This window comes from Chryseobacterium phosphatilyticum (genome assembly GCF_002899825.2).
GTDB lineage: Bacteria > Bacteroidota > Bacteroidia > Flavobacteriales > Weeksellaceae > Chryseobacterium > Chryseobacterium phosphatilyticum.
Genome location: NZ_PPED02000001.1, coordinates 1,453,552 through 1,467,836 on the forward strand (window position 1 = coordinate 1,453,552; position 14,285 = coordinate 1,467,836).

Sequence of the window (14,285 nt, forward strand, 5' to 3'; positions counted from 1 at the left end):
CTATTATCATGAAGAAACACTATATATGGCTACCTTTAATGGCGAGCCTGAATGCCTACGGACAAACGGAAAACCTTAATGATTCTTTGCAGACAGAAAAAACTTCAGAAATTAGCGGTGTTGTCCTCAAAGCAAGCAAAGCGGTCTTTCAACAAAAAGCCGATAAAATGATTTTTAATGTAGAAAATAGTGTATTGTCTGATGGTACTACCGTACTTGAATTATTGGGTAAAACCCCGGGTGTGGTTGTTTCGCAGGAAGGCGAACTCTCTCTACGCGGTAAGAAAGGAGTAAGTGTAATGATTAATGGTAAGCTAAGCTCCCTTTCAACTAAGGAACTGGCCAACCTGCTGCGCTCTACCAACTCTACCCTGGTAAAAAACATTGAAATTATTGCCAATCCTTCTTCCAAATACGATGCTGCAGGGAATGCAGGGATTATTAATATTATACTTAAAAAAAGCTCACTGGAAGGTGTAAGCGGAACTTATTACCTGAACGGAGGAAGAGGCCGTAAAAACAGAATTAATACCGGACTAAGCCTGAACTATACCCATAAGAAATTGTCATTGCACGGGGACTACAGCTATACTTTCCGTGGTGAGGAAGAAAGACGGGAATTCAATCAGGTATTCTTTGATGAAAAACAACCTCAACTCATAACGAGGAAAACGGATCAGAACTCAACAACCAATGAGCCTTTAACCTCCAATAATTTTAAATTCGGAACTGATTATGCATTTAGTGATAAAACGACTATTGGCGCTTTATTTGACGCTAAAATAGGTCGTTATGAAGATTTTTCGAAAGGAGAAAACAGAATATTTCAGCCTGCAGACTATCTTTTTGCTCATGTCCTTTCCGATAATGGCAGCAAAGAAAACTGGTATGATTATACCTATAACCTGAAAGGTACACATATCTTTAACGATAAGGATTATAAAGCAGATGTAGATCTGGAATATGAAACTTCACGTTTCAGCTCCCGCCAGAATCAGCTTTCAAATACGTTAGTGAATCTTGGAACGGAGCAATTTAACAACAGAAGAGGTACCATTTCTTCCCGTCTGAAAGTCTTCAATGCCAAAGTAGATTTTACCTTACCTTTTAGCGAAAAACATAGTCTTGAAACGGGATTGAAATCCACCATAAAGTCTAATAATAATCCTTCGGAATATTTTATACAGCAAGGTGAGGGTTGGATCAATGATGATAAAGCAAGTAATGAGTATGTATATAAAGAACAGATTCATGCATTGTATGCCAACTACAAACTGAACCTTACAAGATGGACGTTCCAAATAGGATTGAGAACGGAAATGACACATACAGACATTAACCAGAAAACATCCAATGAGCAGCGAAAAAGGGATTACACCAACCTGTTCCCAAGTGCATCGATCAAATATCAGATGAATGATCAGCATGGATTTTATGCTTCTTATAGTAAACGAATCAACAGACCAAGCCACTTTGACCTGAATCCTTTCCGTTTCTATGATGATCCTTTTAACTACTGGCAGGGAAATCCCAATCTGAATCCTGAATTTACCCATGCAACAGAATTGGGATATACCTGGGGAAAATATATCATAGCATCGGCTTACTTTAGTGTAACCAATGACGTCATGACAGAAGTATACAACTACCAGCCGGACACTGGAATCCTGGTTAAGACTCAGGATAATCTGAACAAATCTTATGTATATGGTGCCAATATAACCGCCACTACAAAACTTTTCAACTGGTGGTCACTGACATCCATGCTTAATGTATTCAACAATGAATATAAAGGCAATTATCAGAATTACTCAGTAAACAGCTCACAGCTGGCATTTACACTCAATGCACAGAACAGTTTCAACATTGCAAAAGGGGTAAAAGCAGAAGCTAATGCACAATACTTCTCAAAATCGAATATTGGATTGTTTATCCGTGATGCCTATTTTGATCTGACTCTGGGAGTTTCAAAAACATTATGGAAAGATAAAGCAACCTTAAAGCTAGCCGTAACGGACTTATTAAAAACAAATAATTACCGCGTGACGGGAAATAACTTCAGCTCTACCGTCCGTCAAAAATATAATCTGGACAGCCGTGTGGTAACGCTGTCATTTAATTACAAACTTTAGTCTGGGGAGCCTTGTCAAGGTTTAAAACCTTGACAAGGCTCTAAGTAGATAAAAAAAAGCTGTTCTCAAAATTTGAGAACAGCTTTTTTATGAAGTAAATACTTTGATTAATCGTAGAATTTATCAAAGCGGGCAAAGCCGGAAATATTATCAGGAAGTTTCATTCCTTTGGTAATCTTATCAGTTTGCAGGTCGTATATCCACACATAGTTTCCTCCCTTGCTGGCATTTACGGCAATGTACAGCTTTTTATCCTGAACAAAAGCGCCTTGTTCATAAGGCTCATCACCAGGCAACTCGTCCAATACTCTAACCAATTGTCTGGTTTCAATATCTATAATAGCATAACGACCATTATAGGTATTTCCTAATGTAGGATCACGATACAATACCACCATCTTGTTGTTACCGATGTAATCGATCATCGTTTCAAGCGTTTTGTTTCCTAGCAGATCGGTAAGATTGATCTGATATCCCGGATCCGGAGAGGTAGCTCCTTTCAAAACTCTGAAGAGACTGATTTTACTTGTTCCGGCTCCTATACGTGGAAAACAAGCATAATAAAATGCTTCATTATCTTTTCTGAAAGCCGTTTTAAAATAAGGAGAGCCATTAGCCACACCTGAGCTGCGATTATCACTTACTGAGTGCTTTACTTTAAATGTTTTATAATCTATTACTGCCAGGTTATAATATTCGGGAGTAAGCCACTTTCCATTACGGAAGCTATACTGCAAGTAAATATTTCCGTCCATGTAGGTTACAGAGCCTACTGTATAGAAATTATAATCATTTGGGAAGGATTCAAATCCTTCGATTTCTCCCTGACGGATGATACTAAGATCGGATGCGTTGAAAACTGTATAACGTATATGCTGACCATCTCCAGTTTCTCCAATTAATACCAAAGTATTGTTATCTACCCATATATAGCTGGAAATATCACTGATATAGGTAAATGGAACTTCTTTAACAGTAGTCAGCCTGTCTTGTGTATATTTAAACTTTTTGAAGATTCCCTGATCGGTTTTGTAATTATAAATAAACCCATTTTTGACAATGTAGGAGTAAGTTCCTTTAGAATTAATTTCATCCCCTTCTTTGGTAATATCCATTTCACCTTTTGAAAGGTCGTTGGTCGCCGTCATATAGTGTACGGTATTGGGCCAGCTTCCTAAAGCAGAAAGCAGAAAATATTTATAATCCTTTTCACCACTTCCGGAATCTCCGGAGCCTGGTTCTCGTTCACAGCTAATAATGGCTAAGCAGGCGAATAGTAAAAATATACTGTTTTTGAAATATTGTGTCATGATCTTTTACTTAAATAGATATCTGAATTTTACATAGAAAGCACGTCCCTGCTTCTGAAGTTTAAAATTATCATATGCCAGAGCGTCGGTAAGATTAGTTACATCGAATGCAAGATTATACCTTCCACTTTTCATAGAGTAGCTTATACCAATATTATGCAGGATTTGTCTTGGAATAATCGGGATGTTCCTTGGATTTCCATAGGTTTTCCAGTTTTTGTAGAACCACTCAGTCATTTGTAGCCCGTAGTAAAGCTCTACACGGCTGTCTTTTTGAAACCAGTCATCTTTACCGATGCTTACATTCACATTTCCAAATAACCAGGGTTGGTTGGGAACATCTTTTTTGTAAGTTGCTGAAACTACATCTTCGCTGTTGTTGGCAAATTTTGTATTGTCATAAGCCTTATTGTAGCTCACATTCATTAGCACATTCAGGAGCCTTTTGTATTGATAACTCAACTCTCCTTCCAGTCCGCGGGTAAAGATATTGGAAAGGTTTTCATATTTGAAAGTACTGTTGTACAAATTAGGAACGGTGTAGATAAAATCTTTTGTATCACGGATGTACCCTGCACCTTCTATGCGGAAAGCATGTGGCCCCCAATGATGATTGAAGTACAAACCAACATTTACATTATTGCTTGTTTCAGGTTTCAGATTCATATTACTTGTGACCGCAACACCATCTCCGAAGATTTCCTGTGGTTCCACCAAGCGATAAGAACGTTCAAATGATCCTTTCAGGCCAAGGTTTCTGGTAATTTTTACTGTGGTGGCAAAGCCATATCCCCAGCTACTGAAATTATCTTTTACGGGGTTATCAGTTCTGGTAATCTGATCAAAAACCATCTTCTGAAGTCCTACCTTGTAATATTTAGCAAAGAAAATATTGGTCCAGTGCTTATTAAAAAATTCCTGTTGATACGCCATAGATATGATCTGTTTGGTCATCTTTGCGGGAACTACGTCATCTTTTTCCTCCTCTAATTTATTGAATGTGGTATTTTTAAGATAATCGAGTACATAATTAAATATAAGCTTATGATGGTCAACGATCCTGTAAGTAGCGCCTAGCTGTGAATAAAGACGATCTTCATGTTGCATGATCATACTTCGCCCTCCTTTCTCACTGGTGGCAGAAGGCTCGAAAGTACCATCCCAGCTGTATTTACGCATAAGAGTATCGGTTGCTTTCTGAACACTTCGAGAAAAACCGGCATAAAGATTTACATCCAGGTGGTCATTAAAGAGATGCGCTTTTTTGTATTTCATAAAGTAATTCTGAGCTTCTCCACTTTGCTTTACTCCACCGTATACTACATCCTGGTTGGAACCTGTTTGTATCTGTTTGTTAAAAACTGATTGTGAAGCCCCTATAAAAAACGAATCTGCCCAACTTTTGTTTTCTAATCCAACCTCAGCCATTCCAAAAACAGATTGATATCTGTCATTAAAACGCTTTACATTTCTTGGCTCATATTCGTTTTTGGCAGCATTCCAGATTTTCATATCCTTCATCAGATAATTGTTATCTGAATGGTTATAAAAACTGTTGATGCGTAAAATTAGTCCTGTTTTATCATCTTTAAACTGTCCATTCAGATTGATACGCTGTGTATTAAAAGACCCTACACTGATCCCTGCATCCAGATAATTTTTGCTGCTTCCCGGAGTAATAATATTGACCGCTCCTCCCATAGCATCAGTACTTAGATGGATAGGAACAACCCCTTTATAAATCTCAACACGATCGGCCATATTCACAGGCAATGTACTAAGGTCTACTCCTTTCCCAAGCATTTCCAAAGGAACGCCATCGATAAAGAATTTCACAGCTTTACCAGACATTCCATTGATAGAGAAGTTATAATCAGAACCTACACCACCCTGTTGCCGAACTTTGATCCCTGTTGTCCTGTTCAGAACCTGATTAAGATCGGCCGTAGTATTGGCCAGCTTCGCTACATCTATAGCATTAACCGTAAAAGCACCATCCTGCAGTGCCTTCACTTTCCCTTTACCATATATGGTAACTTCTTCTACAACCGCCTGATCCTCGGCTAGCTCAATACTTATCGGAGATCCTTCGCCATAGAAGTTTATTTTCTTTCTGAGCTTTTTATAGCCACCCAGATTGAAGATCAATACAGCCTCTCCTTTTTTGTAGTTAATCCTGAAATTTCCATTTTGATCAGTTTGTGTTTTAATTTTTGTATTTTCTACAAAAACGGTTACTCCACTTAAGCCCTGTTTTTTATGATCCTGAACAACTCCCTGAACCGAAGAATCAGTATCCTGTGCACTGATAAGGGAAATTGAAAGAGTAAAAATGAGAAAGATAAAAATACGTTGATACAATTTCATTATTTATAATTATTATAAATAGCAAAATTAAAGGTTCCCTATGAATACCCCAAGGAAAAGGCTCTTTTATTTTTAATTATTCTAATTATATATAATGTTTTTTATAATATACATTTTGTCTAACCAGATAAATCGTTTACATTCAGATACAAACATTTAATATATCAGATGAGTACATTTTCCGAATATGAAAAAAATCATCCGAAAAATCAAGCCTGATCACGTAGATTTTTCGAGTTTTCATTGAATTATAATAAAAAGACTAACAAATTTCACCATTTCTCAACCCGGATAATGCCTATTCCGAACTCAATATTTGTTAGGATGTAAAATTTTCTCCTCTCAGAGATAAAGGAGATTGTACAGGTTTTAAATAAAATACCTATTAATTAAGCTGTACCTGGAAGTCATCACCTAAAGCAAGAACACCTTCTGCAATACTTTCCGGGTGGGCATTGAATCCTTTCAGTTTTGAGCTTTTGCCTTTCAACACAAGATCCATCAATTGCTTATCCGTTAATTTCTTTCCGAAAATTTCAAAGGTAATTTTAAAGCCACAATTTTTGAAGTCGGAGCAGCCTACAGCGGTTTTTCCTTTAATCAGATTGTGTTCTTTACACTTCGGACATTTTGTTTCTTCCCAGGACTGAAGTTCTTTTTTCTGAGCAGGTTCTCTTTTTTTCTTTTCCTTAACCACCTCTTTTTCTTCTTCCTGTAAGGTAATCACTTTTCCTTTTCCGTAGACTACTTTATCAGTCAGTTCCGTCACCATCTGAATCAGTTCTTCTTTGAAAAGGTTAGCTTCATATTCGCCTTTCTCAATTTTACGAAGCTTTGATTCCCATTCTCCGGTCAGTTCCGGGCTTTTTAACAGCTCGTCTTCGATGGTATCAATCAACTGAATTCCGGTTTGGGTAGCAATAAGGTTTTTTCGTTTCTTTTCAATGTACTTTCTTTTGAAAAGGGTTTCGATAATATTGGCACGTGTAGATGGCCTTCCAATACCATTGTTCTTCAACATCTCACGCAGTTCTTCATCTTCTACCTGTTTTCCGGCAGTTTCCATGGCTCTCAGCAAAGTTGCTTCCGTGTAAGGTTTCGGAGGGGTAGTTTTTCCCTGGTGAATCATCGGATCATGAGGTCCGGTTTCTCCCACCACAAATTCAGGGATGGTCTGTTCTTCCTCTTTTTCCTTTTCTTTGTCTTTATCGGTAGATTCTTCTTTGGGCTCTTTGGCATACACAGCTCTCCATCCCGGTTCCAGAACCTGTCTTCCACTGGTTTTGAAAGGAATCGTTCCTACTTTTCCTTCAACCAAAGTATTGGAAATCTTACATTCCGGATAAAATACGGCAATAAAACGTTTGGCAATCAGATCGTAAATCAGTTTTTCCTCCCTGCTCAGATTTTGAGAAGGCGGTACTTCTGTAGGAATGATGGCGTGGTGATCGGTTACTTTTGAATCATCAAAAACAGCCTTTGATTTTGGAATCGGAGCCTCCAGCAAAGGGGCGATCAACTCCTGGTAAGGATACATTTTCTGAAGAATACCTTCTATTTTCGGATATAAACTTTCGGATAGATAGGTGGTATCAACACGCGGATAAGTCACATGCTTCTTTTCGTAAAGACTTTGAATATAATTTAATGTATTCTCTGCTGAATATCCATATTTCTTGTTGGCCTCCACCTGAAGACCGGTAAGGTCAAAAAGTCTCGGATTTTTTTCTTTTCCTTCTTTAATTTCAAAAGAAACGATTTCAAAAGGATTGACTTTCAGATATTCAAGTCCTTTTTCGGCACGTTCAAGGGTTTTTAAACGATCAATTGCGGCATTAAAAATAACGTCACGGTATTTTGTTTTTAACTCCCAATATTCTTCTGTGGTAAAAGCATCAATTTCTTTCTGGCGCTGAACAAGCATAGCCAATGTAGGGGTCTGCACTCTTCCGATTGAAAGAACGGCTTTATTTCCACCAAATTTCTTGGTAAAAAGACGTGTTGCATTAATCCCCAGCAACCAATCTCCGATCGCTCTTGCATTTCCTGCCAGGTAAAGATTTTTGTAATCATCAGCGGGTTTCAAGGTAGCAAAACCTTCTTTAATGGCTTCTTCCGTTAATGAAGAAATCCATAAACGCTGAATGGGCTTATTGCATTTTGCTTTCTGCAAGACCCAACGCTGGATCAATTCTCCCTCCTGCCCGGCATCCCCGCAGTTGATAACCTCATCACATTCTTCGACCAATTTTTCAATCACTTTAAACTGATTTTCAACGCCTTTATTCGGGATCAGCTTGATCCCAAAACTATTGGGAATAATCGGCAATGAAAATAAATTCCAGGATTTAAACTGAGGACCGTAATCGTGAGGCTCTTTCAGCGTACAAAGGTGTCCGAACGTCCATGTCACGCAATAGCCGTTCCCTTCCATATAGCCCTGTTTAGGCATGGTAGCGCCCAATACTTTGGCAATATCTCTGGCAACACTGGGTTTCTCGGCAATACATAATTTCATGAACTCGGGGTTTATTGAAGGAGTGCAAAAATCGGGATTTTTTTTGACTTTAGCTAATTTAGTTGGGAGTTGATCTTTGATACGTTGTAGGTACAAGTATCCAAAACCCGCCAGCAATATTAATAATTATGAGCTAACAAACATTACTTTTTCTGCACCATTTATAATATTAAGATCCAGCCTTTCAATAAGAAAATTTACATCCTCAACAAACTTCTGCTTCAGATACCCGTCTTCAATATCATGTCCATACGCTATCTTTTTATAGAAATCAGGTTGGTTTTTCAATACATTCTTCAATTGTACCAGATTAGATTTTAAAACCTCCAGATCAATATATTCTTCATAAAAATTCCAGAAATCCAATATCTTCAAGTCTATCTCTAAGACTCTTTCTATTTGACACAATAATCGGTCTTCATCTTCCAGACCATCACCAGTCATCACCAGATTTAAACCGTCTCTTCCGTCAAAATGGCATCGATCTCTCAAGTCCAGATATTGCCATAGAGGTTCCTCTTTATCAAACACAAAACTTATTTCAAGCCCTAATCCCATATCATTTCTTAAAAAGTAAATATAACAAAAGCCCCCTTAAAAAAGGAGGCTCAATCAACAATATTAATGAAACCAGTTCATTATTTCTTTTGTACTTCTGAGATGGCATCGGCAATTCCTCCGCCTGCAGTTTCAAAGAAGGCAGGGCCAGCCAGCAGATATACTTTTTCCAGTTTTTTTGTGGTGGATAGTTTGTGATCTTTCAGATAATTTTCTGCGCGGTTGGCATGAACAATTCCTTTGACTACATTTCCGGCTACCAAAGCGGTCGGAGAATCTATCCCAGCATCTTTCAGGTCACTGGCAAAGGCAAAATTCGTAACGCCTAATCTCATAGCTTCACGGGCTGCCACTTCTCCTACGGATGTCATCAGATCAGGGGTAAATTTATTGCGATCGCCTAACCCGATCAGCAGTAATTTTTTGGCAGACATAGATCCTGCCGGAGGAGTGATGAGAATCGTTTCCAGGGAGTGTCCCTGAAATTGTCCGGATTTTCTGATGTTGGTCAATTCCCCTTTTAATGCATCATCCAGATGCACCAGTCCGTTGACTTTCGCTGGAAGTGCCTGTGCACTATGGATATCGCCTTCTGTGTATTCAAACACACAAGCCACCTGGAGTTGTGCATCGGCTGATGAAGGTCCCTGCACCAATCCGATCATAGAGATTCCGTCTACAGATCCCCAGTTTTTGGAAGTTCCGACCGCCGTTGTCTTGGCAGGAATTGCAGTGGTTGCTTGTGCGAGTGTGATGGTTGAGAATGCTAAAGCAGCAATTACCAGTGATTGTTTTAGTATATTTTTCATGTGATTTATTTTTTGTTGTTTGTTACGAGATGCGGAGTGCGAGTTGCTTGCTATTTTTTTCAAAGGTAGTTTCTGTGCTGGAAAGGTGCATTGATGTGGGATAGTTGTTCAATTTATTTTCAAATTATCTCATTTTCAAATTCCCCATGTTTATTTTTAAAATTTAAATACTATTCTGGAGTTGATAAAAAGTCCGTCTTTAGGATTTTCTATTACATCATTAATGAAGGCTCCTGTATTGAAGTACTGAATTCCGGTATTAAAGGTTAAAAATGAATTGATCTTATAATTAAAACTTCCCAGAAAAGCAGTTCCTATATATTTCTTTTTTGATCCTGATGATGGCAGATTCAATGTTCCGCTGGGTCTGTAAATTCCGTCCTGATTTGAATACCTCCAGTTGAAAACCAGATCTGCCTGAACGGTTATTTTGTCACTCAGATCAACGGTTGCGTAGGGATGAATATCAATTAAATTGACAGGACCGATCTGAGGATTGAATCCAAAATATCCACCTTTTGGATAGAGAGGATTAAATGTTCCTAATTTTCCGTCTCCTTTGTCCCTATCTCCTGAGATATAATCATTCCTGAGATTAATTGTAGGGTTCCCTTTTACATTTTCAAACATATATCCGATATCTGCAGAAGCTGTCCATGCGCTTATATTTCCCTTATTAAAATGACCGAACTGATAGGCTGCTTCAAAATTATATATAAAACCTCCTCCATATCTAAAGAATCTTCCTCCCAGCGTGTGCCTGTTTTCATCTGAAATTCCATCTTCAAAACGTACATCTTTTCTGTGAATTCCCAAATAATACAGCTCCAGGTTTCCCCTTTTGGGAATGATCAAAGTGTTATAACTTCCCCACAGGTTAATCGATTTTGAAGATGTGTTGTCAAATGCTCCCGGACTGATTTCGCTGGCAGCCATCATAAAGGCGTCTGATCTGAAATTTCCTCTTTTGTACATGAATTTCAATCCATCGAAATAGAGTCTTAAATTCGGGCCCTCTCTCACTGAAATCAGTCTTCCACTTCCATAATCAAGCTCCTGTCTTCCTGCACGAACGGTTAATTTTTCCTTTTCATCTTTTATCAGATCTACGTCAATAAAGAGATTCTGAACATTCAAATGATCTTCATCAATAGGTCTCGGTCCGTTTTTTCGTCCATTTTCCCAGGCACTTCTCAACTGCCCGAAAATTCTTACCCGTGAACCCAAATGCAGATCAGCATGCAGAGTATACCTCTGGATCAAAAAAGGATTGCTTCCAATTCCCATTCTGCCCCAATCCTCATTATTAAAATCCACGAATTCAGCTCTTGCTTCTCCTCCCAATGACAGATATTTGTTTTTATTATCAGAAAGCGGTATGTATTTTATTGAATTATAAAAAGTCTTTGCAGAATCTTTGTACGAAGTATAATCTTCATCAAACCTCATCAGCTTAAACTGAGCTGAAAACCGGGTCGGTAAAAGCAGCTGCAAAAACAATACAATGATAATCAGGTTTCTCATGATGTCAATTTCCTTATATAATAATCCACAGAATATTTACCCGCCCCTACGAATAACAAAAACAAATAACACAGACTGTACATAAACGGGGTATCTTTCACCAGCAATGCATCATTCCAATGAAGGACAAAATATCCCGTAAGAGTCACTGCCAAAATAGGCAGTACTGCAATTCTTGTGAAAAATCCAAAGATGACAAATACCGGAAACACAAGGTTGGCTGCGTCTGCAAAAAGATTGTTGAATGCTTCAGGAAGATGTAATGGATTGGGAACCTGCTCTGCTTCGGAAACACCCACTCCTATTTTTTTCAAGCCATGGGCTACCATTAATTCTGCTGAAAGTAATATTCTGAAGATTAAAAGTGCAATATCGGTTAGCTTTCCTGCTGGATTGGTATTGGTGATGACATGGATGAGTTTTTTCATGACTTTATTCAAGTTTTAACTTTTTTGTGTGCTGGGATGATTGGCCGTCCCGCCAAGGAATGGTAATATTTCTTCCTTTGCTGGTGAAGTTTGGAGGATTATTTTTTTTCTTATTTTGTTTGATAACCTCCGTAATATTTAACCGGTGACCAATCTGGGATAACGGGAAGTTTTGCGGGAGCGGCTGTCTTGTATGTATCATCGCCATAGACCACTTTTCCGTCAACGATAGTCAGTTTTGAAGTAATGGTTTTAATCTCTTCATCATTGACCGTAAAATAATCTTTATCCAAAATAGTAAGGTCTGCAAAATATCCTTTTTGAATTCTTCCTTTCTCATAATCTTTGATCAGTTCATACCCGCTATAAGTAGATAATGATAAGGCCGTTTTTCGGTCCAGAACATTTTCTTTACCCATCACCTGATTTCCGCCAATGGTTTTTCCTGTAGTAATCCAGTATAAAGCAATCCATGGATTATAGCTGGCTACTCTTGTTCCGTCTGTGCCCAATCCCACAGGGATTCCCATTTCAAGCATCTTTTTTACGGGAGGGGATGCTAAGGCAGGCTTTTTACCATATCGGTGAATAAAGCTTTCTCCCTGATAAGCCATTCTGTGCTGAATGGCAATACCTCCGCCTAATGCTTTAATCCTTTTCATATTTTCCTCAGTCACAGTCTCTGCGTGGTCAATAAACCATACCAAACCATTCAGAGGTGTTTCTTTATTGACTTCTTCGATGACATTCAAAAATCTGGTAATACTTTCATTATACGTCGCATGAATTCTGAAAGGCCATTTATTTTTTACCAGAAGACTTACCACATCTTTCATATTTTTTTCCATTGTTGCGGGAAGTTCCGGTCTTGGAAAAAGAAAATTCTCAAAATCGGCTCCGTCGGACACAAGATTTTCTCCTCCACCATTCACATGATAATCAATTTCATTGAAATCATTGTGACCATGATCGTCAATCTCTACCATCCCTATCCATTTGGTATAATCTGCCAGTTCTGTTCCTTTCTTCTGAGCAAACAGATAATATGGCAAACGAACTGTTATTTTCCCTTCTTTGTTCAACCGATCGGTAGTTCCATAATCATCCGGAAAATTCTGAAAGCCTCCTCCGGCATCCATTACAGCTGTTACTCCTAACCGGTTCAGTTCTGTCATGTATTGAAGGGTAGAATTTATTTTTTCATCATCTTTTAACTCCGGTAATTTTGCCAGGGTAGAATAAAGGATAAATGCATTGGGTTCTGCAACCAGTAAACCGGTAGGATCTCCGTTGTTATCTTTTTCAATTAATCCCTGGGCAGGATTAGGAGTATCTCCGTTGATATTGAGTTCCTTGACACCCGCTTTATTCAACCATGCTTTTCCATAGAGATACATGATGAAAGTGGGTACATTTCCTGTAGCCTCATTAATTTCTGCCAGGGTAGGCAGTCTTTTTTCTTCAAACTGATATTCGTTCCAGCCACCGATCACTCTCACCCACTGCCCTTTTGGAGTTCTCTGAGCCTGTTCTTTCAACATTTCCAAAGCTCTTTTTAAAGATTTCACCCCATCCCAACGAAGTTCCGTATTGTAGAAACGGCCACCACGGATCACATGGAGGTGACTGTCAAACAACCCGGGAATCACCCTGTTTCCTTTAGCATCAATTAATTTTGTGTTGTTTCCTTTTAATTTTAAAACCTGAGCATTCGTTCCTGTCTGAAGAATTTTATGATCCTTTATTGCCACGGCCTGTACTTCGGAATTATGATGATCCATTGTACTAATCTTGCCATTGGTAATAATCATATCTGCTTTTTGGGCATGTAAGAACCCTGCTCCAATCGTTGCAGAAAGTATAAGTATATTCAGTCGTTTCATTATAGTGATATTTAGGGTAAAGAAAAGCGGCAGTTGCAGGAATCTGCCGCAGTTTATTCTTAGTGTTTCAGCATTTCCTGAGCATATTGAATTCCGATACCATAAGCTCCTCCGTATTTTTTCATCAAATCATTCACCGGCTTATAAGTTTCTTTTCTAGCCCAGTCTCTCTGAAGTTCCAATACATACTGAACAGAAGTGATCGGGTGCGCTCCTGCCTGAACCATACGGGTTAAAGACTGATCATGAGCCTCTTTTGAAATATCTCCTGAAGCATCTGTTACCACATACACGTCATAACCTTCGTCAATAGCTGATAGTACAGGACCCACAATACATACACTCGTCCACAATCCTGCAAAGACCAGTTTCTTTTTATTTTTTCCCGTAATGGCTTTGTGAGCATTAGCATCTTCCCAGGTATTCATTGTTGTTCTGTCAACATACCCACTTGTCGCCTGAGGATATACCTCGGAGATCTCAGGAAAAACAGGTCCGGCAAATGATTTCTCTGCCACTGTAGTTACTACTGTCGGAATGTTAAAAATCTTTGATCCTCCTGCTACCAACGCTACATTATTTCTCAGCTCTTCCATGCTGATGCTCTTTGTTGCAAAAGCCATCTGCCCTTCATGATCAATCAATACTAATGCATGGTTTGTGGGATTTAATAATGCTTTTCCCGGATTTTGAGCCGTTGCGGTTAAGGATAATAAACCGGTAACAAGTGATAGAATTAATTTTTTCATAATATAA

The 14,285-nt window shown here is 38.6% G+C and carries 10 protein-coding genes; 1 reads left to right on the plus strand and 9 read right to left on the minus strand.

Translation table 11 applies throughout. The features are described from left to right. The first annotated feature begins 8 nt into the window (after positions 1–8). The gene (locus C1631_RS06650) at positions 9–2,132 is read left to right on the plus strand and encodes a TonB-dependent receptor domain-containing protein (protein ID WP_109711242.1); all 2,124 of its coding nucleotides are present in this window, start codon (positions 9–11) and stop codon (positions 2,130–2,132) included. A 107-nt stretch (positions 2,133–2,239) separates the two neighbouring features. Here C1631_RS06650 and C1631_RS06655 read toward each other — a convergent pair whose 3' ends face one another. The 9 genes from C1631_RS06655 to C1631_RS06695 all read right to left on the minus strand — a co-directional run bounded on the left by C1631_RS06655 (position 2,240) and on the right by C1631_RS06695 (position 14,278). Next, positions 2,240–3,442 carry a DUF4374 domain-containing protein gene (locus C1631_RS06655; protein WP_109711244.1) on the minus strand — a complete coding sequence of 401 codons (1,203 nt, stop codon included), beginning with the start codon at positions 3,440–3,442 and terminating at the stop codon, positions 2,240–2,242. Positions 3,443–3,448: 6 nt separating this feature from the next. Further along, positions 3,449–5,809, minus strand: a complete 2,361-nt coding sequence (locus C1631_RS06660) for a TonB-dependent receptor (RefSeq protein ID WP_109711246.1) — start codon at positions 5,807–5,809, stop codon at positions 3,449–3,451. 385 nt (positions 5,810–6,194) lie between these two features. Next, on the minus strand, positions 6,195–8,327 hold the full coding sequence (locus C1631_RS06665) for a type IA DNA topoisomerase (RefSeq protein ID WP_109711248.1): 2,133 nt from the start codon (positions 8,325–8,327) through the stop codon (positions 6,195–6,197). A gap of 126 nt (positions 8,328–8,453) precedes the next feature. Beyond that, a complete protein-coding gene (locus C1631_RS06670) occupies positions 8,454–8,885 on the minus strand; it encodes a hypothetical protein (RefSeq protein ID WP_109711251.1) in 432 nt (143 codons plus the stop codon). An 80-nt stretch (positions 8,886–8,965) separates the two neighbouring features. Next, the gene (locus tag C1631_RS06675) at positions 8,966–9,694 is read right to left on the minus strand and encodes a M17 family peptidase N-terminal domain-containing protein (RefSeq protein ID WP_109711253.1); all 729 of its coding nucleotides are present in this window, start codon (positions 9,692–9,694) and stop codon (positions 8,966–8,968) included. A 156-nt stretch (positions 9,695–9,850) separates the two neighbouring features. Then, positions 9,851–11,218 (minus strand): alginate export family protein, encoded by a 1,368-nt coding sequence (locus C1631_RS06680; protein ID WP_109711255.1) that lies wholly within the window; start codon positions 11,216–11,218, stop codon positions 9,851–9,853. Continuing rightward, positions 11,215–11,646: a DoxX family protein gene (locus tag C1631_RS06685; protein ID WP_103249539.1), complete on the minus strand. Its 432-nt coding sequence runs from the start codon at positions 11,644–11,646 to the stop codon at positions 11,215–11,217. The genes C1631_RS06680 and C1631_RS06685 overlap by 4 nt, the downstream gene beginning before the upstream one ends. A 110-nt stretch (positions 11,647–11,756) precedes the next feature. Then, the gene (locus C1631_RS06690; protein WP_109711257.1) at positions 11,757–13,529 is read right to left on the minus strand and encodes an amidohydrolase; all 1,773 of its coding nucleotides are present in this window, start codon (positions 13,527–13,529) and stop codon (positions 11,757–11,759) included. A 59-nt stretch (positions 13,530–13,588) separates the two neighbouring features. Then, positions 13,589–14,278 (minus strand): hydrolase, encoded by a 690-nt coding sequence (locus C1631_RS06695; RefSeq protein ID WP_109711259.1) that lies wholly within the window; start codon positions 14,276–14,278, stop codon positions 13,589–13,591. Positions 14,279–14,285 lie beyond the last annotated feature (7 nt).